Below are 26,896 nucleotides of genomic sequence, written 5' to 3'. Positions count from 1 at the left end.
CAGTGCGTATCCCAATTTCCTGGCTGCGTGAATTCGCGGAGGTACCGGCCGGAGCTACGGCCGAAGACGTGATGGCCGAACTGGTCAAGGTGGGCTTTGAGGAAGAGGACGTCCACCGTCCCACGGACACCCTCAAGGGCCCGATCGTGGTGGGCCAGGTCCTGAGCCTGGTCAAAGAACCGCAAACCAACGGCAAGACCATCAACTGGTGCCAGGTCCGCGTTGTCCCCGAGGGGCAGGAGCAGGCGCTCACCGGCAAGGGCATCGACCCCTCCGGCGTGCAGGGCATCATCTGCGGCGCCCATAACTTCATAGAGGGCGACAAAGTGGTGGTCACGTTGCCGGGCGCCGTGCTGCCGGGCGATTTCCACATCTCCGCGCGCAAGACCTACGGCCACCTTTCCGCCGGCATGATCGCCTCCGTCCGCGAACTGGGCATCGGCGAGGACCACGACGGCATCCTGGTGCTGTCCCGCATCGGGCTGGACCCCGAGGTGGGCACCGACGCCATGGAACTGCTGGGCCTCTATGACGAAGCCGCGGAAATCAATGTCACCCCGGACCGCGGCTACGCCTTCTCCATCCGCGGGGTTGCCCGCGAATACGCGCACGCCACGGGGACCACCTTCACGGATCCCGCGTCCCGCGTCAACGCTCCTGCGGAGCTCTCCGGCGGGTATGGCGTCAAGCTCAACGACGACGCGCCCATCTACGGGAACGCCGGCTGCGACCGCTTCGTGGCACGGACCGTCCGCGGCGTCGACGCCACCAGGCCCACCCCGCCGTGGATGGTGTCCCGGCTCCGGCTGGCCGGCATCCGCTCCATCTCCCTGCCGGTGGACATCTCCAACTACGTGATGCTGGAACTCGGCCAGCCCACGCACTGCTACGACCTGGACAAGCTGTCCGGGGACATTGTGGTGCGCCGTGCCGCGGCCGGCGAGAAGATCACCACCCTCGATGACAAGGTACGCACCCTCGATGCCGAGGACCTGCTGATCACCGATGACTCCGGCGCCATCGGCATCGCCGGCGTGATGGGCGGAGCCGACACCGAGGTATCCGATGACACCACGAACATCCTGGTGGAGGCGGCGCACTTCGACGAGGTATCCATCTCCCGTTCCCGCCGTCGCCACAAACTGCCGTCCGAGGCGTCCAAGCGCTTCGAGCGCGGCGTTGACTGGCAGGTGGCCGGCATCGCCGCCCAGCGGGTGGTTGACCTCCTCGTGGAACTCGCAGGCGGCACGGCAGACGAGGCGGGAACCGACGTCGGCACCGCCCCTGACTCCGTGGCGATCGAACTTCCGGCAGCCTTCGCGGCCGCACGGATCGGCATCGACTTCACCGAAGAGCAGATTGTCACCTCCTTGGAGGACCTGGGCGCGGCCGTGGAGAAGAGCGACGGCGGCTGGACCGTGACGGCCCCCAGTTGGCGCCACGACCTGGAGACCAAGGAGGACCTCTCCGAGGAGATCGCCCGGCTGGTGGGTTACGACCAGATTCCCGCGACGCTGCCTGTGGCGCCTCCCGGCCGCGGCCTGACGCGCGTGCAGCAGCAGCGCCGCCGCCTTATCCAGGCGCTGGCTGATGCCGGCCTCACCGAAGTCCTGGCCTACCCCTTCGTGTCCAAGGCGTCCAATGACACCTTCGGCGTGCCTGAAGAGGGGGCCGTCCGGACCGCGGTCAAGCTGGCCAACCCGATCAGTGAGGAGCAGGGCTTCCTGCGCACTTCCATCCTGCCGGGGCTGATTGAGGTGGCAAAGCGGAACCACTCCCGTGGATTCCGGGACCTGGCACTCTTCGAATCGGGCCTGGTGTTCCTGCCGGCAGAGGTAATGGGCACGGACTCCATCCCGCCGCTCGGCGCCAAGCCTGCCGATGAGGTGCTGGACGCGCTGTACGACGGCGTTCCCGCCCAGCCGTTCCACCTCGCCGCAGTCCTCACGGGCCATGATTCGCCCGCCGCCGCAGGCCACACGCCGCGGCCGTGGGACTGGGCTGACGCGCTGGACATCGCCCGCCTCGCCGGGGACGTCCTGGGCGTGGACATTGTGGTCAGCCAGGGTGCGCACCAGGCGTTCCACCCGGGCCGGGCCGCCCGGTTGTCCCTGCGCACGGGCGAAGTAGTGGGCTATGCAGGAGAACTGCACCCCAAGCTGCTGGCGGCTTCCGACATGCCAGCACGCTCCGTTGCACTGGAGCTCAACGCCGACGCCCTGTTCGAGGCCGCGCCTGATGTCATCGTGGCGCGGCACATCTCCACGTTCCCGGTGGCTACCCAGGACGTGGCGCTGGTGGTTCCCGCCGGGGTCCCGGCGGATGACGTGCTGGCCGCCCTCCGCGAGGGTGCCGGTGAACTGCTGGAGGACGTTGCGCTCTTCGACGTCTACGCCGGCAAGGGGATTGAGGAAGGCAAGAAGTCCTTGGCTTTCGGGCTCCGGTTCCGTGCCGACGACCGCACCCTGACGGCGGACGAGGCGTCGGCCGCACGCGAGAGCGCCGTGGCCCTGGCCGCTGAGCGCTTCGGCGCGGTCCAGCGCTAGGCGGGCTGTACCCAGGTCCCATGGACGCCAGGCTGGCCCTGCGGGCAGTGGATATCACAACTGATGTCCGCTGCCCGCAGGCGCATCAGGACGGCCCGGAAGGGTTCGTCCCTGAACGTGCAGAGGAACTGCGGGCCGCGGCCCTGGAGCCGGCTGCTGCGCAGCGTTTCCTGGCCGGCAGGGCAGCACTGCGCCGTTTTGCGGGCGACGTGCTCGATCTGCCGGCATCGCAGCTGCGGTCCTCCTACTCCTGTCCCCAATGCGGCTCCGGACCCGGACTCTCCCACGGCCGGCCGGGCTTCACGCATCGGGGCCGGCGCTTGCCCCTGTTGCTGAGCATGGCCAGGACCGGCAACTGGGTGCTGCTCGCGGCGGTTACGTCGCCGGGCAGGGGAGAACGGCTGGGTGTGGACGCCGAAAATCCTGAACGGCTCGGCTTCGAGGGGTTCGACGCCGTGGCGTTGTCCCGCTCGGAGGAGCTTACCATCTCGGGGCTGGAAGGAAAGGCGCTCCTGCGCGAACGTGCCCGGCTCTGGAGCCGGAAGGAGGCCTGGCTCAAGATGACCGGCGAGGGGCTTCGGGTGGATCCCCGCACGGTAGCCGCGCTGGAGGAACCTGGAGTACAGGACCTGCCGTCCGCTGCTACGGGGCTGCCGGCGTCGCTGGTCGCCGCCGTCGCCTTGGGCTAACCCCGCCGGCTTCGCGCGGCAGGCAATGGCGGAAGCGCCAGCTCGAAGAGCCAGGGGTGGAGCACTGCTTCGGCGTCGATGCCCGCTACGCCGTTCGCCATCAGGATGAAGTCGGCCGTTGAGACTGAGCCGTGGCGGTGGGTCCTGGTCCATTCCTGCAACAGGGTGAAGAACGCAAGGTCCCCGCAATGCATGCGCAGTGCATGCAGCGCCAAGGCCCCGCGCTTATAGACACGGTCGTCAAACATCAGGGCCGGTCCGGGGTCGCCGATGAGCAGGTCCTGCCCGGCGGCGGAAAGCCTGCGCCAGGCCGCGGCCGCCCTGTCCTGGGCGGTCATCACTCCGGCCGCCTCGGACCAGATCCATTCGGCGTAGCAGGCAAACCCCTCGTGCAGCCAAATGTCGTGCCACCCGCGGACTGTCAGGGAGTTTCCGAACCACTGGTGCGAGAGTTCATGGGCGATCAGGCGCTGGGCATCCCAGTCCAGGCTGAGGTGGTTGCGGCCCAGAATGGCCATGGTCTGCGCTTCCAGCGGAATTTCCAGGACATCGTCGGCCACTACAACCGTGTACTCGGAAAATGGGTAAGGCCCAAAGCACCTGACGAAGGTGCGCATCATGTCGGGCTGGAGGCGCAGCCCCTGGCGGGCAGCCCCTGCCAGTGCGGGCGGGACGGCCGCGGTCTGGAGCACGCCTCCCGGAGCGTCACCCGGGTCAAGGACCAGGGATTCATACCGCCCGATCTGGACCGTGGCCAGGTAGGTGGCCATGGGCTCCTCCTGCTCGTAGGTCCAGGTCTCCCGGCTGGCCCTGGTGCTGTGCCCTACCAGCCGGCCGTTGCAGACGGCACGGTAATTGGCGTCGGTAGTTACCGTGATCCGGTAGCTTGCCTTGCTCCGCGGATGGTCGTTGCACGGAAACCAGGACGGTGCGCCGTTGGGCTGGCCAGCCACCAGCACGCCGTCGGTCAGTTCCTCCCAGCCCACCTCGCCCCACAGCCCGCGGCGCGGCGCAGGATTGCCCTCATAACGGACGTCTAGGGTGAACGTTTCGCCGACGGCGAGGCCGGCGTCCAGCTGGACCACCAGTTGTTCAGCGCGCTGCGAGAACCTCCGCACGCGCCGCCCGTTCAGCTGCACCTTAACGGCGCGAAGACCTGCCAGGTCCAGGACGACGGCGGACGCCTGCCGGGCCGCCGTGGCGTGAATGACGGCACGGCCGCTGAGCCGGTTGGCGGCCATCCGGTAGTCGAGGTCCACTTCGTAGCGGGACACGCGGTACGAGTCGCTACCGTGGCCCGGCATGTAGGGATCGGACAGCACTCCCGGGATGGCTGTCCCGGCGGCAGGTCCGGAGGTTGCTGGTTCAGGAAGACTCATGGACGCGGGCCTCAATCACAAACGTGGCGGGTACTTACTTCGGGCGGGGTGCAGGAACGCCGGGGCCGGCCCATGGACTGACAGGGTTGCCCATCCAGTAGGTTCCGGCCGGAACCGTTTCCCCGCGCATGACCAGGGAAGCCGGTCCCACCGTTCCGCCGTGGCCGATGCGCGCCTGCGGGAGGATGACACCGTGCGGTCCCATCGTTGCGCCGTCTTCGAGCGTAACAGGGCCGATGCTCATGATGCGGTCGTGGAACAGGTGCGTTTGCACCACGCAGCCGCGGTTGACCGTGGAGTTCGCTCCCAGGGTGACAAGGTCGGCTTCCGGCAGCCAGTAGCTCTCGCACCATGTTCCGGGGCCGATCCTGGCGCCCAGTCCCCGCAACCACCACACAAGGGCCGGCGTGCCGGTGGCGGCCCGGGCGAACCACGGCGCGCTGACCATTTCTATGAACGTATCCACCACTTCGTTCCGCCAGATGAACGAGCTCCACAGCGGGTGTTCCCCGGCCCTGATACGGCCGATGAGCAGCCATTTGGCAACCACGGCACTGGCCGCGGCCACGGCACCGGCCAGCAGCATCACTATGCCTCCCAGCAGGGCCGCCGCCGCGTAGTTGAAGGATGCGGCGAGCCAGTCCAAGGCCAGCAGCACGCCCGCGGCAAGGCCCACAGTGAGCGCCACGGGAACGAACCGGCAGGCCTCCCACAACGCACGTGCCAGCTTCAGCCTGGGAGGCGGCCGGTAGGTGAGCGAACTGTCCGAGGCGATAGCCGTGCGCCGCAGCCGGACAGGAGGGCTGCCCAGCCAGGAGGTTCCGGACTTGGCCTTGGACGGCGTCGCGGACAGCACGGCCACCAGCGAGTTCTTGGGAACATTACGGCCGGCTCCCGTCATGCCCGAGTTGCCCAGGAAGGAGCGCTTGCCGATCTTGGCCGGGGCGATCCGCAACCAGCCGCCACCAAGCTCGTAGGAGGCCACCATCGTGTCATCCGCCAGGAACGCGCCCTCTCCCACGGTGGTCATCTTGGGAACCAGCAGCACGGTGGAGGCCTCGACGTTCTTGCCGACTTTTGCTCCCAGCAGGCGAAGCCAGACGGGCGTGAAGAGGCTGGCGTAGACGGGAAACAGGAGGTCCCGGGCCAGGTCCAGCACACGCTCGGTAGCCCAGATCTGCCAGCCGATCCGGCTCCGCACGCGGTAGTAGCCTTCACGCAGGCCCAGCCCGAGCAGTCGGGTGGTTCCCAGGACCAGCAGCAGGTTGGCGGTGAACCAGGCCAGGGCGGCAAGGGGCAGGGAGGCCAGCAGGGGAAGCCAGGCCTCGGACAGGGAGCTGTGGCCCCTGATGAACAGGAAGGCCACCAGGCAGGCAGCGCCTGCGGAAAGGTAGGGGATCATGGCCAGCAGTGCGCTGGCGGCCGCGAAGGCGGTAAACCAGAGCCGGGCAAGCACGGCGCCGGTGGCCGGCTGGGCCGGCCAGTTCTGTTTCGCCTTGCCCCGGCGTTCTGCCGGCGAGCCGGCCACAACCTGGCCCGCCTTGACCTTGCCCAGGACCGCCGAACCGGGCTCCACCTGACCGCCGGCGCCGATGCTGGCGCCGGGCATCAGGGTGCTCCGGGCCCCCACGGTGGCGCCTGCGCCGATCCGGATGGCTCCGATGTGCACGCTGTCACCGTCGATCCACCATCCCGAAAGGTCGACTTCGGGCTCCACGTTGGCTCCGGTGCCCAGCGACAGGAGCCCGGTCACCGGCGGCAGCGAGTGCAGGTTAACGTTGCTGCCGATCTTCGCGCCGAGGGCGCGGGCGTAGTACGGCACCCAGGGTGCGCTCGCCAGGCTGACCGCTCCCGCAAGGTCCTGGATCTGCTCAGCCAGCCAGAGCCGGAGATGGACTTTCCCCGATCTGGGATAGGTGCCCGGCTTGACGTTCCGGAGCAGGATCCGGGCTGCTGCGACGGAGAGGAGCATGCGACCGGCAGGGCTGACGAACACCAGCCAGGACGCACCCACCCACCACCAGGACACCGTGGCTGCGGCGGTGAAGCCGGCCAGTCCTGCCAGCAGGTTATTGGCCGCCATCAGGTAGGTCAGCCACCGCATACCCACGAGGATGTGCAGCGGGACGCCCATCAACGTCTGGAAAACCTGCGACTTCCGGGCCGTGGGCCGGACAGTTCGGACCTCGGCAGGGCCGGCGGGAGTGCCGTCCGGCAGTGACTGCCGGGCCACATCGATCAGGGCCCCGACGCGCGGCGTCGCGTAGATGTCTGCCACTGTGATGGTGGGGTAGCGGACCCGCAGCGCAGAGACGAGCTGCGCGGCGGCAAGGGACCCGCCCCCGGCCGCAAAGAAATCCGCGTCGAGGCTGGTTGCGTTACTGCCAAGGACCGCGCCCCACTGCTCAACGATCCACTGGGCGTCATCGGGAAGGTTCAGCGGGGCCTGGCCTGCTTCGTCGGCGCCGCTGCCGGTGAGGGGCCAGGGCAGGGCATGGCGGTCCACCTTGCCGCTGGTCTTGGTGGGCAGGGAGTCGACGACGGCCAGCAGCGGAATCAGCGCAGCCGGAAGGCTGTCAGCGAGGAGCTTGCGGGCGGCGGCCAGGTCGGGCCCAGGAGGTTCCGCCGGCGCAAGGTACCCCACCAGGATCTGGTTCCCCACCGCCGTCGTCCGGACGGCGGCAGCAGCGCCCGCGATGCCCGGCAGGGCCTGCAGGGCTGCGTCGACTTCGCCGAGTTCGATCCTGCGGCCACCCAGCTTGACCTGTTCATCGGCACGGCCCATGAAGATGAGGCCCTCGGCTTCGTAGCGGACGAGGTCCCCCGAGCGGTAGGCGCGGTCCCAGCCGAGCGTGGGAAACGACGCGTACTTGTCGGCATCCTTGGCCGCGTCAAGGTAGCGGGCAAGCCCTACGCCGCCGATGATGAGTTCGCCAACGCCTCCCTCGGGGACGGGAATCCCGCCCTCGTCCACCACAGCCAGGTCCCAGCCATCCAGCGGACGGCCGATCCGCACCGGACCCGGCCCGCCCAGCGGTGCAGCGCAGGCCACCACGGTGGCCTCGGTGGGGCCATACGTGTTCCACACTTCCCTGCCGTCAACGGCCAGCCGCTCCGCCAGTTCCGGCGGGCATGCCTCCCCGCCGAAGATCAGCAACCGGACGTTCTCGAGCGCTTCGGCGGGCCAGAGGGCTGCCAGGGTGGGGACCGTGGACACAACGGTGATCCCGTGGCTGATGAGCCAGGGGCCCAGGTCCATCCCTGTTCGCACCAGGGCGCGGGGGGCGGGGACCAGGCAGGCGCCGTGCCGCCAGGCAAGCCACATTTCCTCGCAGGACGCGTCGAACGCCACCGACAGCCCCGCCAGCACCCGGTCTGCCGTTCCGATCGGCTCCGCCGTGAGGAAGAGCCGGGCTTCGGCGTCAACGAAGGCGGCAGCAGCACGGTGCCGTACGGCAACGCCCTTCGGCGTTCCGGTTGAGCCGGACGTGAAGATCACCCACGCGTCGTCGTCCACATCCGCGGTCCGGGCCGCGGGGTGGGGCGTGGGCCTGCTGCCGTTGAGGGTGAGGCCCTTTTCCGTGACGACGGCGGCTACCCCGGCTTCAGCGAAGACGAGCCTGGCGCGCTCTTCGGGATCGTCCGCGTCGACGGGGACGTAGGCGGCGCCGATGAGCAGGATGGCAAGGATGGAAACGTACAGCCTGTTGGTGCCGGAGGGGATCCGCACGCCGATCCTGTCGCCTGCGCCCAGTCCGGCGTGGTGCATCGCCCGCCCGGCGGAGCGTACTTCCGCCAGCAGCTGGGCGTAGCTCAGGGACCTGCGGCCGTCGTCGAGGGCTGAGGCATCGGGAAACCGTTCCGCGGTCTCCAGCAGGATGTCCACCAGCGTCCGTGCCGGGGGAGCGGCAGCGGCGCCGGCCAGCTGCGGCTGGTGGCGGGCCTGCTCCCGGATCTTGTCAGGGGCCCGTTCCGGGGCTGGGTCCGCGGCATAGCCGTCGGCTGCCCGGCTGCCGCTCTGTTGCTCGGTCACCTGTGCAGTGTGCCGGGGCAAGATGAACGGGAAGTGTCCTGGTCTGCCTGCCGTCCACCCGGTGTTCGACATGTGTTCATGGTGCTTCCTTAATGTGCGCCCCCCGACAAGTGACGACCTACGGAACCAGGACCACCTTGCCGGTGGTGCGGCGCCCTTCAAGGTCGCGGTGCGCCTGGGCGGCCTCGGCCAGGGGATAGGTTCCGCCCACCCTCACTTTCAGGCTGCCGTCGGCGGCGGCGGCGAAGATTTCGTCCGAGCGCCAGCGCCGTTCCGCCGCGTCCAGGAGGTGGTGCGCGATCGTGGGCCGGGTCAGGAAGAGCGAGCCGCCGGCGTTGAGCCGTTGCGGATCCACCGGGGCAACGGGACCCGAGGCGGCGCCGAAAAGCACCAGTGTCCCCCTGATGCGCAGGGCGGCCAGCGAGCCGTCGAAGGTGTCCTTTCCTACGCCGTCGTACACGACGTCGGCGCCCCTGCCGCCGGTGAGGTCCCTGACGGCGTCGGTAAATCCGCTGTAGCGCAGCACATGGTCCGCGCCGGCGTCGAGGGCGAGCCGCTCCTTTTCATCCGTAGACACCGTGGTGACCACGGTAGCGCCCTTGGCTTTGAGCAGCTGGATCATCAGCAGGCCAACACCGCCCGCGCCAGCGTGGAGCAGTACAGTGTGCCCCGGCTCCACCTTGAAGGTTGAGTTGATCAGGAAGTGGGCGGTCATTCCCTGCAGCGGGAGGGCGGCGGCGGTGAGGTCGTCGAGTCCCTCGGGCACTGGCAGGGCCTTGTCTGCATCCACCACGGCGTAGCCGGCGTAGCAGCTGGTGCCCTCGGCGGTGGCCACGCGGTCTCCTTCGGCGAATCCCGTCACTCCTTCGCCCAGTCCGGCAACCGTGCCCGCTGCTTCGGAACCCGGCGTGAAGGGGTACGGGACCTTGTACGCGCCGCTGCGCTTGTAGGTGTCGATGAAATTCACTCCCACCGCACCCACTTTGAGCAGCAACTGGCCAGGGCCGGGGACCGGCCGGTCCACCTCCGCGTATTCGAGGACTTCCGGGCCGCCTGCCTGCCGTGCGACGATTGCATGCGTCATGGCTCTCCTTCCCCGGGCCTGGCCTTTCCAGCCCCGGCTGCACGATCCATCCTAGGGAAACCGAAGGGAAACCCGGTGCCGAGGCACACATCCAGGGTCTGATGCATAAATATCGGGACCAGTGCATATTCTTGCTGTAAGGTGGAGTCCATGACTATTTCTGTTGCAGTGTCAGGCGCCAGCGGTTATGCCGGTGGAGAAGTCCTGCGCCTCCTCGCCGGACACCCGGATGTCACCATTGGGGCCATCACGGCCCACAGCAATGCCGGCTCCCGGCTCGGCGAGCTGCAGCCCCACCTGCACGGACTGGCCAGCCGAATCCTCGAGGACACCACGGTGGAGAACCTCGCCGGCCATGACGTCGTATTCCTCGCCCTGCCGCACGGTGCCTCCGCGGAGATCGCGGCGCAGCTCCCGGAAGGGACAATCGTCATCGACGCCGGGGCGGACCACCGCCTCGAGGACCCCGCGGCCTGGGAGAAGTTTTATGGCTCTGCCCACGCGGGCACCTGGCCGTACGGCCTGCCGGAACTTCCCGGCCAGCGCGAGGCCCTGAAGGGCGCAACCCGCATCGCCGTGCCCGGCTGCTACCCGACGTCGGCCCTGCTGGCCTTGACGCCAGGGTTCGCCGCGCATCTCCTGGAGCCCGACGACGTCGTGATCGTTTCCGCGTCCGGTACCTCCGGTGCGGGGAAGGCAGCGAAAGTGAACCTGATCGGTGCCGAAGTGATGGGCTCCATGAGTCCCTACGGCGTGGGCGGCGGCCACCGGCACACCCCCGAAATTGAACAGGGCCTGTCCAATGCGGCGGGGGAGCAGGTCACCGTCTCCTTCACGCCCACCCTGGCTCCGATGAGCCGCGGGATCCTCACCACGGCGACGGCGAGGGTAAAGCCGCAGGCACTAAGCAGTACCACGCCGGAACAGTTGCGCCAGGCCTGGACCGACGCGTACGACGACGAACCCTTTGTGCACGTCCTGCCGGAGGGCCAGTGGCCCGGCACCAAGTCAGTGCAGGGGTCCAACCACGCGGCCATGCAGCTGGCTTTCGACGCCCGCACCGGGCGGGTGATCGTTACCTGCGTTATCGACAACCTCACCAAAGGAACGGCCGGCGGCGCCGTCCAGTCCATGAACATCGCGCTTGGCCTGCCGGAAACCGCCGGCCTCGACCTGCAGGGAGTAGCTCCATGACCATTACCGCACCTTCCGGATTCCGGGCTGCCGGCATCACCGCAGGACTTAAGGCTTCCGGCAAGCCGGACCTTGCCCTTGTGGTGAACGACGGCCCCGCCAAGGCCGCCGCCGCGGTCTTCACCAGCAACCGGGTGGCTGCGGCCCCGGTCCACTGGTCCCGCCAGGTGGTTTCCGACGGCCGGGTGGACGCAGTCATCCTCAACTCCGGCGGCGCCAACGCCTGCACCGGGCCCACCGGCTTCCAGAACACCCACAGCACAGCCGAAAAGGTGGCTGAGGTGCTGGGTATCTCGGCCACGGATGTGTTTGTATGCTCCACCGGCCTGATCGGCGAGCAGCTGCCCATGGACAAGATCCTTCCCGGCGTGGAGGCAGCAGCTGCGGCCTTGAACGACGATGGCGGGCCCGAGGCGGGCGTGGCCATCATGACCACCGACTCGGTGCCGAAATCTGCACTGTTCATCGGAAGCGACGCCGACGGCCAGGAATTCAGCATTGGCGGTATTGCCAAGGGCGCCGGCATGCTCGCTCCCGGCCTGGCCACCATGCTGGTGGTGCTCACCACGGACGCGGCGGTGGATGCGGACATGCTCGACGTCGTCCTTCGCGATGCCACACGCGTCACCTTCGACCGGGCAGACTCGGACGGCTGCATGTCCACCAACGACACCGTGGTCCTGCTGGCCTCCGGCGCCTCCGGTGCTGTCCCTTCCGCCGAAGCGTTCAGCGAAGGACTGATCAAGGTCTGCGCCGAACTGGCCCGGAAGCTCATCGCGGACGCCGAAGGCGCCAGCCACGACATCGCCATCCGGACCTTCAACGCCGCCAGCGAGGCCGACGCCGTAACCGTGAGCCGGTCCGTGGCCCGCTCCAACCTCTTCAAGGCCGCCATCTTCGGCAAGGACCCCAACTGGGGCCGGGTACTCTCTGCGGTCGGCACCACGGACGCCGCATTCGAGCCTGACCAGCTCAACGTGGCCATGAATGGCGTCCAGATCTGCCGGAACGGCAGCATCGGTGACGACCGGAGCCTCGTGAACCTGGAACCACGCGAAGTGCGGGTGGACATTGACCTGCAGGCCGGCGACGCCGAGGCCACCATCTGGACCAACGACCTCACCCACGACTACGTGCACGAGAACAGCGCCTACTCCAGCTAGGGCCTGTCCCCGGCAGAAACCGTTGCGGAAAGTGACAGCATGAACACCCAGACGCGTGAAACCACCAGCATGTCCGACGCCCAGGACAAGGCAGCAACCCTGATCGAGGCCCTGCCCTGGATCCAGCGCTTCGCCGGCACCACCATGGTGATCAAGTACGGCGGCAACGCCATGGTCAACGATGATCTCCGCCGCGCCTTCGCCGAGGACATCGTCTTTCTCCACCACGTGGGCATCCACCCCGTGGTGGTCCACGGCGGCGGTCCGCAGATCAACTCGATGCTGGGCAGGCTCGGCATCGAGTCTGAGTTCAAGGGCGGCCTCCGGGTCACGACGCCCGAGGCCATGGACGTTGTCCGCATGGTCCTCACCGGCCAGGTGGGGCGTGAGCTGGTGGGACTGATCAACTCGCACGGCCCCTACGCGGTGGGCATGTCCGGAGAAGACGGCGGGCTGCTCCGCGCCGTCCGGACGGGCACTGTGGTGGACGGCGAAGAAGTGGACCTCGGGCTGGTAGGCGAGGTGGTCGGCGTCGACCCCGCAGGCATCGAGGACATCCTCGGCGCCGGCCGCATTCCGGTGATCTCCACAGTTGCCCCGGAGATCGTGGACGGCGGAGAAGGCGTGGCCGGCACCGCCCGCTTCCAGCCCACCGGCCAGGTCCTCAACGTCAACGCGGACACCGCCGCGGCGGCCGTCGCCTCGGCGCTGGGCGCCTCCAAGCTGGTGATCCTGACCGACGTCGAAGGGCTGTACGCCAACTGGCCGGACAAGTCCTCCCTCATTTCCTCCCTCACGGCCTCGGAGCTGCGGGACATGCTTCCGCGGCTCGAATCAGGCATGATCCCGAAGATGGCTGCATGCCTGAAGGCCATTGACGAGGGTGTGGAACGCGCGCACATCGTGGACGGGCGCCTGCCCCATTCCATGCTTCTTGAAACATTCACGACGGCGGGCATTGGCACCCAGGTAGTCCCGGACGAGGAGATCAACGCATGAACTCGGTGGAAAAGCCATCCGTGACAGAACTCGTGGAGACCACGGGCCACGCCGGAGCCGAGTGGCTGGAACGCTACTCCACCTCCCTGATGGGCGTGTTCGGCACCCCGCAGCGTGTGCTGGTGCGCGGCGCCGGCTGCCTGGTCTGGGATGCCGACGGCAAGGAATACCTCGACCTCCTTGGCGGGATTGCGGTCAACGCCCTGGGCCACGCGAACCCGTTCGTCACGTCCGTGATCTCCAGCCAGCTGGCCACGCTCGGGCATGTCTCCAACTTCTTCACCAGCCCCACGCAGATCGCCCTGGCCGAAAAACTCCTGGCCCTCACCCAGGCGCCGGCCGGCTCCAAGGTGTTCTTCACCAACTCCGGCACGGAGGCGAACGAGGCGGCCTTCAAGCTGGCGCGCCGCAATACGGGTGGCAGCGGCGCCAAACGGACCAAGATCATCGCCCTCGAAGGCGCCTTCCACGGCCGGACCATGGGCGCGCTTGCCCTGACCGCCAAGGAGGCCTACCGCGAGCCGTTCGAGCCGCTGCCCGGCGGCGTGGTGCACATCCCGTTCGGGAACGCCGAGGCGCTCAAGGCTGCCGTTGATGAAACGGTGGCCGCCGTTTTCCTGGAGCCCATCCAGGGCGAGGCGGGCGTCCGGCCCCTGCCGCCCGGGTACCTTCGGGCCGCGCGGGAGCTGACAGCCAGGGTAGGGACGCTGCTGATCCTGGACGAGGTGCAGACCGGCATTGGCCGCACCGGCAAGTGGCTTGCCAGCGAGGACGCCGGCATCATGCCCGACGCCGTCACCCTGGCCAAGGGGCTGGGCGGGGGCTTCCCGATCGGTGCGCTGGTCACCTTCGGCAGCCATACGTCGTCGTTGCTGTCCGCCGGCCAGCACGGCACCACGTTCGGCGGCAACCCGGTGGCCACGGCAGCTGCCCTCGCCACGCTCCACGCGATCGAAAGCCAGGATATTCTGGCGAACGTGGCTTCGGTAGGGGAGCACCTGCGTTCGGGGCTGGCGGCCATCCCGGGCGTCACCGAAGTCCGGGGCGAAGGCCTGCTGATCGGCTTCGACCTCGACGAGGACGTGGCCCCGGCTGTGGTGCAGGCCGGCCTGGACGCCGGCTTCATCGTCAACAGCCCGGGTCCGCGGACCATCCGCCTTGCGCCGCCGCTGGTCCTCACTGCAGAGCAGGCAGACACTTTCCTGGCCGCCTTCCCGGCCATCCTCCAAGCAGCTAAGGACGCCCAGTGACAACAGCCACCGGCACCACCCGGCACTTCCTCAAGGACACGGACCTCAGCCCTGCCGAGCAGGCAGAGGTCCTGGACCTCGCCATGCGCATGAAGGCCGCCCCGTACAGCGTCCAGCCGTTCGCTGCCGAGGGCAGCGGCCGCAAGACCGTCGCCGTGATCTTCGACAAAACCTCCACCCGGACCCGGGTGTCGTTCGCCACCGGCATCGCGGACATGGGCGGCAACGCGCTGATCATCAACCCGGGCGAGGCGCAGATCGGCCACAAGGAATCGGTGGAGGACACCGCCAAGGTCCTGGAACGCATGGTGTCCACCATTGTGTGGCGGACCGGCGCCCACGCCGGCCTGGTGGCCATGGCCGAAAACTCCAGGGTGCCGGTCATCAACGCCCTGTGCGATGACTACCACCCGTGCCAGCTGCTCGCGGACCTGCTGGCCGTGAAGGAGCACAAGGGCGAACTCAAGGGGCTCACCATGAGCTACCTCGGGGATGCCGCCAACAACATGGCGAACTCCTACCTGCTGGCCGGGGTGACGGCCGGGATGCATGTCCGGATTGCCGGGCCCGAGGGCTACCTCCCCGCGGCGGACATCGTGGCAGCCGCGGAGGAACGCGCCGCGGAGACCGGCGGTTCGGTGCTGGTCACGACTGACGCGGCGGAGGCCTTGAAAGGGGCCGACGTCGTGGCAACGGACACGTGGGTGTCCATGGGCCAGGAAGCCGAAAAGGAAGCCCGGCTCCAGCTGTTCCGGGAGTACTCCGTCGATGAGGCGGCCATGGCACATGCTGCGGAAGACGCCGTCGTGCTTCACTGCCTCCCCGCGTACCGCGGGTACGAAATCTCTGCCGGCGTCATCGACGGGCCGCAGTCCATCGTCTGGGACGAGGCCGAAAACCGGCTGCACGCCCAGAAGGCCCTGATGGCGTGGCTGATGCACCGCTCCGGCCTGGCGTTCGTGGACGGCCTCGCTCCGGTTGAAGGCACCGGGGAGAGCACGTTCTAGTGTCTGCCCAACCGGCGTCGCCGGGCTCCAGCCCGGCCACTAAGACGGCCCGCCAGGCCCGGATCGCGGCCATCCTGACGGGTGAATCGGTGCGCTCCCAGGCGGAGCTGGCAGCCCTGCTGGCGGACGACGGCGTGCAGGTCACCCAGGCGACGCTGTCGCGGGACCTGGTGGAACTCGGCGCGGTCCGGGTGCGCGGCAAGGAGGGCGTGCTGGTGTACGCGGTCCCCGGCGAGGGCGGCGAGCGGGCCGCCCGGAGCGGGGTGAGCCAGGAGATCCTCGACGCCCGGCTGGCCCGGCTGTGCAGCGAACTGCTGGTCACCGCGGAGGCCTCAGCCAACATCGCCGTGCTCCGTACTCCGCCGGGCGCCGCCAACTTCCTGGCCCTGGCCATCGACCACTCGGTGATGCCGTCCATCCTGGGGACCATCGCCGGGGATGACACCGTGCTGCTGGTTTCCCGGGATCCGCAGGGCGGCCAGGACCTCGCCGCCAGGTTCCTGCAACTGGCTGAAGAAGCCGGGCAATAAGCTTGAAGACAACATCTACAACCCCCCAATCCCAAGGAGCATCCAAGTGACTGAACGCATCGTGCTGGCCTACTCAGGCGGCCTGGACACCTCAGTAGCCATCGGCTGGATCGGCGAAGCCACCGGCGCCGAGGTCATCGCCGTGGCGGTCGACGTCGGACAGGGCGGCGAGTCCCTGGAGACCATCCGCCAGCGTGCCCTCGGCTGCGGCGCCGTCGAAGCCTACGTGGCCGACGCCTCCGACGAGTTCGCCAACGAGTACTGCGTCCCCACGCTGAAGGCCAACGCCCTCTACCAGGGCCACTACCCCCTGGTTTCCGCCATCTCCCGCCCGGTGATCGTCAAGCACCTGGTCAAGGCGGCCCGTGAATTCGGCGCCACCACCGTTGCCCACGGCTGCACCGGCAAGGGCAACGACCAGGTCCGCTTCGAAGTGGGCATCCAGACCCTCGGCCCGGACCTGAAGTGCATCGCCCCGGTCCGCGACCTCGCCCTCACCCGCGACAAGGCCATCGCCTTCGCCGAGGAAAAGGGCCTGCCCATCGAGACCACCAAGAAGAACCCGTACTCGATCGACCAGAACGTCTGGGGCCGCGCCGTGGAAACCGGCTACCTCGAGGACATCTGGAACGCCCCCACCAAGGACATCTACGACTACACCGCCACCCCGGAATTCCCGCCGGCACCGGATGAAGTCACCATCTCCTTCGAAGCCGGCGTGCCGGTGGCGATTGACGGCGTCAAGGTCACCCCGCTGCAGGCCATCAAGGAACTCAACCGCCGCGCCGGCGCCCAGGGCGTGGGCCGGATCGACGTCGTCGAGGACCGCCTGGTGGGCATCAAGTCCCGTGAAATCTACGAGGCCCCGGGCGCCATGGCGCTGATCACCGCGCACAAGCACCTCGAGGACATCACCATCGAGCGCGAGCAGGCCCGCTTCAAGGCCACCGTTGGCCAGCGCTGGGCCGAACTTGTCTACGACGGCCAGTGGTTCTCCCCGCTGAAGCGCTCCCTGGACGCCTTCATCGAGGACACCCAGAAGTACGTCTCCGGCGACATCCGGATGACCCTGCACGGCGGCCAGGCCATCGTCAACGGCCGCCGCTCCGACACCTCGCTTTACGACTTCAACCTCGCCACCTACGACACCGGCGACACCTTCGACCAGTCCATGGCACGCGGCTTCATCGAGCTGTGGGGCATGTCCGCCAAGGTTGCCTCCGGCCGCGACATCCGGGTCGCGGGAAAGTAAATGGTCTCGGCAACAAATGAAGGCGCTCTGTGGGGCGGCCGGTTCGCCGGCGGCCCCGCGGACGCCCTGGCAGCACTGAGCAAGTCCACGCATTTCGACTGGCGGCTGGCCCGCTACGACATCGCCGGGTCCAAGGCGCACGCCCGCGTCCTGCACAAGGCCGGGCTGCTGGATGACGCCGAACTGGACGGCATGCTGGCTGCCCTGTCGCAGCTGGATGAGGACGTTGCGTCCGGCGCCTACGTGCCCGCGGAGTCCGACGAGGACGTGCACGGCTCGCTGGAGCGCGGACTCATTGAGCGTGCCGGGACCCAGCTGGGCGGCAAGCTCCGCGCCGGCCGCTCGCGCAATGACCAGGTGGCCACGCTGGGCCGCATGTTCCTGCGTGACCACGCCAGGATCATCGCACGGGGCGTGCTGGCCACAGTGGACGCGCTGGTGGAACAGGCCAAGGCCCACCATGGTGTGGCCATGCCGGGCCGCACCCACCTGCAGCACGCCCAGCCGGTGCTGCTCAGCCACCACCTGCTGGCCCATGCCTGGGCGCTGCTGCGCGATGTGCAGCGGCTCCAGGACTGGGACAAGCGCGCCGGCGTTTCGCCCTACGGGTCGGGTGCCCTGGCGGGTTCCTCGCTGGGCCTGGACCCGGAGGCCGTGGCGGCGGACCTGGGCTTCTTCTCCGCCACGCACAACTCGATCGACGGCACCGCGTCCCGCGACGTCTTCGCCGAGTTTGCCTGGGTGTGCTCGATGATCGGCGTGGACCTGTCCAGGATTTCGGAGGAGGTCATCTTCTGGGCCACGAAGGAGTTCTCCTTTGTGACCCTGCACGATTCCTACTCCACCGGTTCCTCGATCATGCCCCAGAAGAAGAACCCGGATGTGGCGGAGCTGGCCCGCGGCAAGGCCGGCCGGCTGATCGGCAACCTCACCGGGCTGCTGGCCACCCTCAAGGGCCTGCCGCTGGCGTACAACCGCGACCTGCAGGAGGACAAGGAACCGGTGTTCGACGCCGCCGACACCCTGGAACTGCTGCTCCCGGCCGTCTCCGGCATGATCGCGACGCTGAAGTTCAACACCGAACGGATGGAGTCGCTGGCTCCCCAGGGCTTCGCGCTGGCCACGGACATCGCCGAATGGCTGGTCCGCCAGGGCGTGCCGTTCCGCGAGGCGCATGAACTCTCGGGCGCGGCCGTCAAGCAGGCGGAATCCCGCGGCGTGGAGCTGTGGGACCTGACGGACGAAGAGTACGCGGCCATCTCGGTGCACCTGACGCCGGAGGTCCGCACGGTCCTGTCCACGGAAGGTTCCCTGAACAGCCGCAACTCGCAGGGCGGAACGGCGCCGGCCGCCGTCGAACGCCAGCTCGCTGCGCTGGAAGCCGAACTTGCCGGCGTCCGGGAGTACGCCGGCTAGAACGCTCTCTCACTTAACGCGCCGTTTCTGCCAAGGCTCTCTCACTTTCCCTAAGAAAGTGAGAGAGCCTTGGCGATTTTCAAGCATCAAGTGAGAGAGCGTCGGGGGTTCACGCGGAGGACTCACCGCTACCATGGCGCAATGAGCGAAACCTTCCGGAAGTTCCTTCGCACCCTGCCCGACTTTCCATCCGACTTGCCCGGCTTCGATCCTGACAAGTCGCCGCAGGACCCGGTCCTGCTCTTTAAGCAGTGGCTGGACGAGGCCCTGGCGGCAGGGGAACCCCAGCCCCATGCCTGCAGCCTGGCGACCGTTGGCCGCGGTTCCGGCGGTGGGCAGCAACCGTCGTCCAGGATGCTGATCCTGAAGAACATCGACGACGACGGCTGGCACTTCGCCACGTCCCGCACCTCGCGCAAGGGCAGGGAACTGGGCGCCAACCCCTACGCCGCCCTGAACTTCTACTGGCCGTCGCTGGGCCGGCAGGTCCGTGTGCTGGGTCCCGTGACGGAATTATCCGCGGAAGCTTCGTCCAGGGATTGGGCTGAACGGCCGCGTGCTGACGGCAGCGAAAACCCTGACTGGCAGCTCTACGCCATCCGCCCGGAGGAGATCGAGTTCTGGCAGGCCAGCCACGACGGCTCCCATATCCGCCACCGCCTGGGCGCGGACGGCGCACGGCTGGACTAGGCTGGGCGGCATGACCGCTCCCGAACCCGACCTCCTGCTCACCGGGCTTCACGCAGCTGCCGACGACGTCACCTCCGACGCCGCCAAGCTCACCGACGACGACGTGAAGGCTCCCTCCGCCCTGCCCGGCTGGACGCGGGGACACGTCCTTGCGCATCTCACGGGGATCTCCAACGCCATGGCCCGGCAGCTCGAGTACGCCGCCCGGGGGGAAACCATCGAGCTCTACGACGGCGGCATGGACGGCCGGAACAGGGCGATCGGCATGGCGGCCGGCCACGACGCCGCCACCCACAGGGCGGACCTGGCCGAGGCCCTGGAGCGGGTCCTGCGCGCGTTCGATGCGCTGCCGGGCATCAAGGACTCGTCGGCCAACCGCACCGGCTGGTGGGCGCCCATCTCCTATCGGGGTGGAGTGGTCCTGGACGGAGGCCTGGCCCTGTGGCGCGAGCTCGTCATCCATGACTCCGACCTCCTGACCGGCAGGGGACCGGAAACCTGGAGCCGGCCGTTTTGCGAGCACCTGTTCGATTTCCTCGCAGCCCGCGTCCCGCCAGGGGAGAAACTGGTGCTGCAGCCGCTTGGCCTGCCGCCCGTGACTGTCGGCAGCGGCAACCGGTCCACCGTGGTCAGCGGCATGGTCACTGATATCGCCGCGTGGCTGGCCGGCCGCGAACCCACGTTGGGGAGCCTGCGCGCTTCTGCAGCGGCCGACGGCGTGGACCTGCCGGCGCTGCTGCCATGGCCGGCGGGAACGCCCGCGCCCAAGTGATTCAGGCGGCTTCGCGTGCCAGCAGGCTCTGCTTGATGGGCAGTCCCCACCGGAAGCCGCCCAGTGAACCGTCCGTGCGGATCACGCGGTGGCAGGGCACAAACAGGGCTGCCGCATTGAAGGCACAGGCGCTGGCGGCCGCCCGGACCGCTTTGGGATTGCCGGCCAGCCCGGCGTACTCGGTGTACGTTACCGGGGAACCAGGCTGCACCAGCCGGAGCACATCCCACGCGTGGGCACGGAACGGCCCGGACTTCTGCCGCACGGGCACCCGCATGGCCGGCGCCGGATCGCCCGCATAAAACGCCTCCACGGCAGCCGAGATTTCCCCCAGGCTGGTGACCAGCTCAATCGAGGCCGGCCGCAGGGAAGGGTGGACCTGGCCGGTCAGGTCGCCGGGATTGCCGGTCCAGCCGCTGGAAAGGACCACGCCGTCCCGGGCAAGGATGGTGAACGGTCCGTCCGGGGTGGACATCTGGAGCAACTGGGCCTTCATCGGTTCGCCTTCTCTGTTGTGCTGGTGCCTGTTGTGCTGTTGACTGCCGCGGCAGGGCGCGCCGCCGCCCGCCACAGGTGCATGGTGGCATAGGAGCGCCACGGGCTGACCTCACGGAAGTCCGGGCTTGGGACCGCAGCACCCTGGAAACCGGGTTCCGCATCCGCCGCGCCGCAGGCCACACCGCTCAGGGCCTTGATCCCGTTCCGTACCGCCGCGTCGTTGGCAAGGAATACGTCCGGGGCGCCGAGCACCCGCATGGCGAGGTAGCCCACCGTCCATGGTCCAACCCCCGCCAGCGGCAGCAGCTTCGCGCCTAGGCTGGCCAGGTCGTCGCCGTAGCCGAAATCGAGCCTACCTTCCGCCAACGCGGAGGCAGCTGCCCGGAGTGACTCGGTTCGCTTCCGGGGCCCGCGCAGGAGGGCGTGGCCGTCCGCGGCGATCTCCGCTGCGGTGGGGAACATGCGGTCAAGCCCGTCGCCAGGGCTTTGGCTGGGGCGTCCGACGGCGGCCAGCTGAGTGAGTGCGGTCCGCGCCGCAGCCACGGTGACCTGCTGCCCGATCATCGCGCGGACCAGCATTTCCGCGGGATCCATCGCTCCGGGCATCCTGATCCCCGGGGCGCCTGCCACCGCGGCCGCCAGCCGGCCGTCCCCGGCCAGCGCGCTGTCGATGGCAACCGGATCCGCGTCCAGGTCGAACAGCCTCCGGACGCGGCTCAGCAGGGCCGGCAGGTCGCGGAGGTCCACCGCGCCGATGGTGAGGGTCAGCGGCCGCCCGGGAGCGCCGTCGTCGTAATCCACCCGGAACCTCGCGTCCCCGTGCGGAAGCCGCAGCGTGCGGGCGTAGGACGCCGCGGTGCCGGTTTCGATTCCGGGGAGGGCGCGAACGGCAAGGAACGTAAAAATCCCGGCGTCGAAGGGTTCCCGGTAGGGGAGGCGGAGGGTGATGGCGGTGGAGCCGGCGGGGGCCTTTGGATGCCGCGCCGCGCGCAGGGCAGTGGGGGTCATGTCGAAGACCTCCAGCATGGTGTCGTTGAACTGGCGGACGCTGCTGAAGCCGGCCGCGAAGGCGATGTCCGCAAGCTTCATGGAAGTGGACACCAGCAGGGTGCGGGCGGTTTGCGCCCGCCCGGCCCGGGCCAGCGACAGCGGCCCCGCCCCCAGTTCCTGGCTGAGGATGCGGTTGAGCTGGCGGGACGAATAGCCCAGGCGGGCTGCCAGGCCCTCCACGCCGTCCCTGTTGATCACGCCGTCGTTGATGAGCCGCATGGCGCGCCCGGCAACATCCTGGCGAACGTTCCAGGCCGGTGTCCCCGGAACAGCCTCCGGAAGGCAGCGCTTGCAGGCCCGGTAGCCGGCGTCGTGGGCGGCTGCGGAGGTCTCGTAGAACGTAACGTTGGCCGGCTTCGGTGTCCGGGCCGGGCATGACGGGCGGCAGTAAATGCCCGTGGTCCGGACGGCAGTGTAGAACTGTCCGTCGAACCGGGTGTCCCTGGCATCGATTGCCCGGTAGCGCTGCCAGAAGTCCATTCCTCCATCCTGCCAGCCGCACTGGGTACGGGCTAGCGGAAATCGGACAGGGCCGTTTCCCCTGTCGAGACCAAAATTTCCCGGTATTGGCCGCCGGCTTTGGATAGAGTCTGGCCATGAGCAGAAATCCGCTGGCCGGCACATCGCTGCGGGAATTCCTTTCCGGAGATGCCCGCCAGTTGGCGCCCCTGCTGCTGGGGGCGGTGCTGACGCACGAGTCCCGGGAAGGCGTGGTGTCCGTCCGGCTCACCGAAGTGGAGGCCTACCTCGGGCCCGAGGATTCGCTCCACCCGGACCCCGGCTCACACACCTACCGGGGCCCCACGCCCCGCAACGCACCCATGTTTGGCCCGGCGGGGCACCTGTATGTCTACTTCACCTACGGGATGCATCACTGCACCAACCTGGTGTGCGGACCGGAAGGAACGGCTTCTGCCCTCCTGCTGCGGGCCGGGGAGATCGTGGACGGCGTGGACCTTGCCCGGCGCCGGCGCCCCACGTCCAAGGATCCCGCCGACATGGCAAGGGGTCCCGCGCGGCTGGCCAAAGCCATGGGCATGACGACGGCGGACAGCGGCCGCGATGCACTGGCGCCGCCTTTCGGGCTGGTGCTTCCGCCCCGCCCCGGCCAGCCGGTGAGTTCAGGCCCTCGCGTGGGAGTGTCCGGTGCAGGCGGAACGGACCAGTACTCCTGGCGCTTCTGGATCACCGGCGACCCCACCGTCTCCCAGTACAAGGCCGCCAAGCCCAAGAGGGCAAAACCGGATCCGGCCGGGTTTCACGGGCGTTAACGGAAATGGTTGTAGAATGGTAGGTCTGTCTTTTGCGATAGGGGAACGTTAAATGCTCGACGCCGATTTGGCCCACGAACGGGACTATGTTGCCGGCCTGTATGCGCGGCTGGAAGAGCTGCGCGAGGAAAAGCGCCGCCAACTGGCCCAGGTCCGCCGGGCCGGGGCCGTGGGCACCATGCAGAACGTTTCGGAACGTGACGCGTTCGCTGCACTGTATGAGGACCGCCTGGCGCAGCTGGATGCCGTAGACGACCGCCTGGTCTTCGGCCGCCTGGACCTGGACTCAGGCGAAGCGCAGTACATTGGCCGCATTGGCCTCACCACCGAGGACCTGCAACGGCTCATGGTGGACTGGCGCGCGCCCGAGGCCGGCCATTTCTACCAGGCCACTGCATTTGACCGGCAGGGCGTCCGCCGCCGCCGGCACCTCATCCTGCAGGGCCGTGAGGTCAAGGCCATCGAGGACGACGTCCTTGACGCGGACATGCTTGCGGACAACGAGTCGCTGCAGGGCGAAGGCGCCCTGCTGGCCGCGCTGAACTCCAAGCGGACCGGCCGGATGTCGGACATCGTCAGCACCATCCAGTCCGAGCAGGACCGGATCATCCGTTCGTCGATTTCCGGCGCGCTCGTGGTCCAGGGCGGTCCCGGTACCGGCAAGACCGCTGTTGCCCTGCACCGCGCCGCCTACCTGCTCTACACCCACCGCGACCGCCTCAAGACCGCCGGCGTCCTGCTGGTGGGCCCGTCGTCGTCGTTCATGAAGTACATCGAACGGGTGCTGCCATCCCTCGGTGAGACCGGCGTGGTCATGGCCAGCGTCGGCCGCCTCATGCCCGGAATCCACGCTGTCCCCGAGCCGGACGCCGCGGTTGCCGCCATCAAGGGCCGGCTGGACATGGCCGGCGTGGTGGCCAATGCCGTGGCCAACCGGCAGCGGATGCCCGCCGAGGACCGCATCCTTGAAGTCGACGGCCGGAAGCTCGTGCTGACCCAGCGCCAGGTGCGCCGGGCAAGGGAACGGGCACGCTCCACCGGCAAGCCCCACAACGAGGCACGCGTGACTTTCGTCAAGATCCTGCTCCGGGAACTGACCGAACAGATGACGGAGCTCGTGGAAGCCGGAAACATCGGCAACAACGCCGACCGCTCCTACCTTGCCGAGGATGTGCGCAGCGCCCGAGACGTGCGGATCGCGCTCAACCTTTGCTGGATGCCCATGACGCCGGAAAAGCTGATCTCCGAGCTCTTCAGTAAGCCTGCCATCCTGGAAGCCTGCACGCCCAAGCTCGCACCGGCGGAGCGCGCCCTGCTGCTGCGCCCCGCGGACGCGCCCTGGACGGAATCCGACGTACCCCTCCTGGATGAGGCTGCCGAGCTGCTCGGCGAGCTTGATCCGGCGGCGGGGCGTGGCCTTGCCCAGCAGGAACACGACCGCGCCCGGGACCTTGCGAACGCGAAGCAGACGCTGGTCAACATGGAGGCGGCGGGCGTGGACCCGCTGATGTCGGCCGAGGAACTGGCCGAGCAGAACCAGGAGCAGGAAACAAGGCAGACCGCTGCCGAGCGCGCCACCAGCGACCGCACCTGGGCCTTCGGCCACATCGTGGTGGACGAGGCGCAGGAGCTATCGCCCATGCAGTGGCGCCTGCTGGTCCGCCGGTGCCCCCTGAAGTCCTTCACGATCGTCGGGGACATCGCGCAGACGAGTTCGGTGGCCGGCGCGAATTCGTGGCAGGGCGCGCTTGCTCCGATGTTCGGTGAGCGCTGGCAGTTGGAGGAGCTGACGGTCAACTACCGGACCCCCTCCCAGATCGCCGAAGCCGCGGTCCGGATGGCCAACGCAGCCGGACTGGTGGTCTCGGCGCCCAAGGCTGTCCGCGAAGGACGCTGGTCGCCCGTCATCGACGAGGTGGATCCGGGCCAGGTGGTCAGCCGCCTGGTTGAGGTCCTGCCCGAGGAACTGGACGCGCTCGACGGCGGACTCCTCGCCGTCATCGCGGACGGCGCCTTTTTGCCGGAAGCCACTGCGGCCCTGCGCGCCGCCTACGGGCGCCGCGTGGGCACGGGTGCAGGCAGCTATGAGCAGGACATCGTGGTGATCAGCCCCCGGGAAGCCAAGGGGCTGGAGTTCGACGGCGTCGTGGTGCTGGAGCCGTCCATGATGCTGAACCATGAGCACGGCAAGGTGGGGGACCTGTACGTCGCGATGACCCGCGCCACCCAGCGGCTGCGGCTTATTGCTTCGGAACCTGTGCCGGCCGGGATCAAGCGCTGATCCTGCCTGCCGCAATACTGCTAACTTAGAAGGCGTGCCAGAACTCAACAGCCTCGAATCGCAGCAGAACGACGCCACTTTTGCCAATGTCTGGCAGGAGCTGAAATGGCGTGGCCTGGTCCACGTCTCCACCGACGAAGCAGAACTCGAAAAACTGCTCGCCGGCGCCCCGGTGACGTACTATTGCGGCTTCGATCCCACCGCGCCGAGCCTGCACCTGGGCAACCTCGTCCAGCTCCTGCTCATGCGCCGGCTGCAGTTGGCCGGCCACAAGCCCCTCGGGCTCGTGGGCGGTTCCACCGGCATGATCGGCGATCCCCGTCCCACGGCCGAACGCACCCTGAACACCAAGGACACCGTCGCCGAGTGGGTGGGCTACCTCCAGGCGCAGGTCCGCCGGTTCCTCAGCTTCGAGGGTGACAACGCAGCCCGGATGGTCAACAACCTGGACTGGACCGCGCCGCTGAGCGCCATTGACTTCCTGCGTGACGTGGGAAAGCACTTCCGCGTGGGCACCATGCTGCGCAAGGACGCCGTGGCCTCCCGGCTGCACTCGGATGAGGGCATCAGCTACACGGAGTTCAGCTACCAGATCCTGCAGGGGATGGACTACCTCCAGCTGTACCGGGATTATGGCTGCGTGCTGCAGACCGGCGGCTCGGACCAGTGGGGCAACCTCACCAGCGGAACCGAGCTGATCCGCAAGGTGGAGGGCAAGAGCGTCCACGCCCTGGGAACTCCGTTGATCACCAACGCCGACGGCACCAAGTTCGGCAAGAGCGAGGGCAACGCCATCTGGCTGGACGCCGGCATGTGCAGCCCTTATGCCTTCTACCAGTTCTGGGTCAACACTGCGGATGCCGACGTCGTGAACCGGCTGAAGGTCTTTACCTTCCTTAGCCGGGCCGAGATTGAAGAAATCGCCGTGGCTGTTGCTGAGCGCCCGTTCGCCCGCGAGGGACAGCGGAAGCTTGCCTATGAAGTGACGTCCCTCGTGCATGGAGTGGAAGCCACCGAGAAGGTCATCGCGGCCTCCGCAGCGCTTTTCGGGAACGGCGACCTCACAGCCTTGGACAAGCCCACGCTGCAGGCGGCAACGTCAGAGCTTCCCTCTGCAACTGTCCAGGTGGATGCGATGGGAATCGTGGACCTGCTGGTTGCCTCCGGCCTCTCCGAAAGCAAGTCGGCCGCCAGGCGGACGGTTGGTGAAGGCGGAGCCTACGTCAACAACGAGAAGGTGTCCGACCCCGAAGCCGTGATTTCGGAGTCCGAACTTCTGCATGGGCAATACCTGCTCCTGCGCCGCGGAAAGAAGAACCTCGCTACCGTGGAAGTCCTGGTTCCCTAGGCTTATCACCCGCCCCGCGAAGACCCCCTGCACGCTCCTCCGCAGCCGATTTGCACGGCCGCGGGGGAGCGTGTAATGTTTTCTGAGTCGCCGCCGCTGAAGCGGAAAAATAGCGACCAACCCCCACCAAAAAGTGAAGCAACTTCACGATGTGCAGAAGCACTGACGGAAGAAATTGCTCCGGTTTATGATGGGCGGATTCGTTCCGCAGAGTGAATTCCGGGAAAACAACCGGATTTGCAAAGTGAAAATGAATGAAATAAGATTGAAACATCGCAGCGAAGAAATACGAAATAGAAATTCATTGAATTGAATTGTTTTCGGGAATATTCGAATGTGTCTGTTGTTTGAGAACTCAATAGTGTGCCAAGTTTGTTGATACCAATTGTTTTAGTGATTGGTTGAATTGACCGGGTCATCCGCCCCTGTGGGTGGTCTGGTTTT

20 protein-coding genes are annotated in these 26,896 nt (G+C 67.9%); 15 read left to right on the top strand and 5 right to left on the bottom strand.

Going from position 1 to position 26,896, the window contains the following annotated elements; translation table 11 throughout:
• The first annotated feature begins 2 nt into the window (after positions 1 to 2).
• Together pheT and U7114_RS12940 are read left to right on the top strand one after the other, a co-directional pair.
• Positions 3 to 2,546, top strand: a complete 2,544-nt coding sequence (pheT, locus tag U7114_RS12945; protein WP_323057585.1) for a phenylalanine--tRNA ligase subunit beta — start codon at positions 3 to 5, stop codon at positions 2,544 to 2,546.
• A gap of 20 nt (positions 2,547 to 2,566) precedes the next feature.
• Positions 2,567 to 3,235: a 4'-phosphopantetheinyl transferase family protein gene (locus tag U7114_RS12940; RefSeq protein WP_323057584.1), complete on the top strand. Its 669-nt coding sequence runs from the start codon at positions 2,567 to 2,569 to the stop codon at positions 3,233 to 3,235.
• On the opposite strand, the gene U7114_RS12935 is transcribed toward U7114_RS12940, so the two are convergent.
• The 3 genes from U7114_RS12935 to U7114_RS12925 all read right to left on the bottom strand — a co-directional run bounded on the left by U7114_RS12935 (position 3,232) and on the right by U7114_RS12925 (position 9,731).
• The gene (locus U7114_RS12935; RefSeq protein ID WP_323057583.1) at positions 3,232 to 4,614 is read right to left on the bottom strand and encodes a M1 family metallopeptidase; all 1,383 of its coding nucleotides are present in this window, start codon (positions 4,612 to 4,614) and stop codon (positions 3,232 to 3,234) included. The two genes, U7114_RS12940 and U7114_RS12935, sit on opposite strands and share 4 nt — an antisense overlap.
• A 34-nt stretch (positions 4,615 to 4,648) precedes the next feature.
• Positions 4,649 to 8,569, bottom strand: coding sequence for a Pls/PosA family non-ribosomal peptide synthetase (locus tag U7114_RS12930; protein ID WP_323057662.1), 3,921 nt, complete (start codon positions 8,567 to 8,569; stop codon positions 4,649 to 4,651).
• A 196-nt stretch (positions 8,570 to 8,765) separates the two neighbouring features.
• Complete coding sequence (locus tag U7114_RS12925) at positions 8,766 to 9,731, bottom strand: quinone oxidoreductase (protein WP_323057582.1); 966 nt, start codon at positions 9,729 to 9,731, stop codon at positions 8,766 to 8,768.
• Between the two features lie 150 nt (positions 9,732 to 9,881).
• Here U7114_RS12925 and argC point away from each other — a divergent pair, with 150 nt between their 5' ends.
• The 10 genes from argC (at position 9,882) to U7114_RS12875 (ending at position 20,004) form a co-directional block, all read left to right on the top strand.
• A complete protein-coding gene (gene argC, locus U7114_RS12920; protein ID WP_157238559.1) occupies positions 9,882 to 10,925 on the top strand; it encodes an N-acetyl-gamma-glutamyl-phosphate reductase in 1,044 nt (347 codons plus the stop codon).
• Entirely contained in the window at positions 10,922 to 12,088 is a 1,167-nt protein-coding gene (gene argJ / locus U7114_RS12915) for a bifunctional glutamate N-acetyltransferase/amino-acid acetyltransferase ArgJ (protein ID WP_157238558.1), read from the top strand. Before argC ends, argJ begins: the two co-directional genes overlap by 4 nt.
• A 39-nt stretch (positions 12,089 to 12,127) precedes the next feature.
• Entirely contained in the window at positions 12,128 to 13,087 is a 960-nt protein-coding gene (argB, locus tag U7114_RS12910) for an acetylglutamate kinase (RefSeq protein WP_104999686.1), read from the top strand.
• A complete protein-coding gene (locus tag U7114_RS12905) occupies positions 13,084 to 14,337 on the top strand; it encodes an acetylornithine transaminase (protein WP_323057581.1) in 1,254 nt (417 codons plus the stop codon). Before argB ends, U7114_RS12905 begins: the two co-directional genes overlap by 4 nt.
• Complete coding sequence (argF, locus tag U7114_RS12900) at positions 14,334 to 15,344, top strand: ornithine carbamoyltransferase (protein ID WP_323057580.1); 1,011 nt, start codon at positions 14,334 to 14,336, stop codon at positions 15,342 to 15,344. The genes U7114_RS12905 and argF overlap by 4 nt, the downstream gene beginning before the upstream one ends.
• Positions 15,344 to 15,874 carry an arginine repressor gene (locus U7114_RS12895; RefSeq protein ID WP_323057579.1) on the top strand — a complete coding sequence of 177 codons (531 nt, stop codon included), beginning with the start codon at positions 15,344 to 15,346 and terminating at the stop codon, positions 15,872 to 15,874. Before argF ends, U7114_RS12895 begins: the two co-directional genes overlap by 1 nt.
• 46 nt (positions 15,875 to 15,920) lie before the next feature.
• Entirely contained in the window at positions 15,921 to 17,126 is a 1,206-nt protein-coding gene (locus U7114_RS12890; RefSeq protein WP_009359388.1) for an argininosuccinate synthase, read from the top strand.
• Positions 17,127 to 18,542: an argininosuccinate lyase gene (argH, locus tag U7114_RS12885; RefSeq protein WP_323057578.1), complete on the top strand. Its 1,416-nt coding sequence runs from the start codon at positions 17,127 to 17,129 to the stop codon at positions 18,540 to 18,542.
• 141 nt (positions 18,543 to 18,683) lie between these two features.
• Positions 18,684 to 19,232 (top strand): pyridoxine/pyridoxamine 5'-phosphate oxidase, encoded by a 549-nt coding sequence (locus tag U7114_RS12880; RefSeq protein ID WP_323057577.1) that lies wholly within the window; start codon positions 18,684 to 18,686, stop codon positions 19,230 to 19,232.
• Positions 19,233 to 19,242: 10 nt separating this feature from the next.
• Positions 19,243 to 20,004 carry a maleylpyruvate isomerase family mycothiol-dependent enzyme gene (locus U7114_RS12875; protein WP_323057576.1) on the top strand — a complete coding sequence of 254 codons (762 nt, stop codon included), beginning with the start codon at positions 19,243 to 19,245 and terminating at the stop codon, positions 20,002 to 20,004.
• A gap of 1 nt (position 20,005) precedes the next feature.
• On the opposite strand, the gene U7114_RS12870 is transcribed toward U7114_RS12875, so the two are convergent.
• Complete coding sequence (locus U7114_RS12870) at positions 20,006 to 20,500, bottom strand: methylated-DNA--[protein]-cysteine S-methyltransferase (RefSeq protein WP_157238552.1); 495 nt, start codon at positions 20,498 to 20,500, stop codon at positions 20,006 to 20,008.
• The gene (locus U7114_RS12865) at positions 20,497 to 22,032 is read right to left on the bottom strand and encodes a DNA-3-methyladenine glycosylase 2 family protein (RefSeq protein ID WP_323057575.1); all 1,536 of its coding nucleotides are present in this window, start codon (positions 22,030 to 22,032) and stop codon (positions 20,497 to 20,499) included. Before U7114_RS12865 ends, U7114_RS12870 begins: the two co-directional genes overlap by 4 nt.
• A gap of 116 nt (positions 22,033 to 22,148) precedes the next feature.
• On the opposite strand from U7114_RS12865, the gene U7114_RS12860 reads away from it, so the two are divergent.
• The 3 genes from U7114_RS12860 to tyrS are packed head-to-tail and all read left to right on the top strand — an operon-like array spanning position 22,149 to position 26,452.
• Positions 22,149 to 22,823 carry a DNA-3-methyladenine glycosylase gene (locus U7114_RS12860; RefSeq protein WP_323057574.1) on the top strand — a complete coding sequence of 225 codons (675 nt, stop codon included), beginning with the start codon at positions 22,149 to 22,151 and terminating at the stop codon, positions 22,821 to 22,823.
• Between the two features lie 52 nt (positions 22,824 to 22,875).
• Positions 22,876 to 25,104, top strand: a complete 2,229-nt coding sequence (locus U7114_RS12855; protein ID WP_323057573.1) for a HelD family protein — start codon at positions 22,876 to 22,878, stop codon at positions 25,102 to 25,104.
• A 34-nt stretch (positions 25,105 to 25,138) separates the two neighbouring features.
• Positions 25,139 to 26,452 (top strand): tyrosine--tRNA ligase, encoded by a 1,314-nt coding sequence (tyrS, locus tag U7114_RS12850; RefSeq protein ID WP_321215896.1) that lies wholly within the window; start codon positions 25,139 to 25,141, stop codon positions 26,450 to 26,452.
• Positions 26,453 to 26,896: the final 444 nt, after the last annotated feature.

It is taken from the genome of Pseudarthrobacter sp. C1, assembly GCF_034720455.1.
GTDB lineage: Bacteria > Actinomycetota > Actinomycetes > Actinomycetales > Micrococcaceae > Arthrobacter.
The sequence above is the reverse complement of the archived record's forward strand: the minus strand, read 5'-3'. Positions and strand labels throughout refer to the sequence as shown.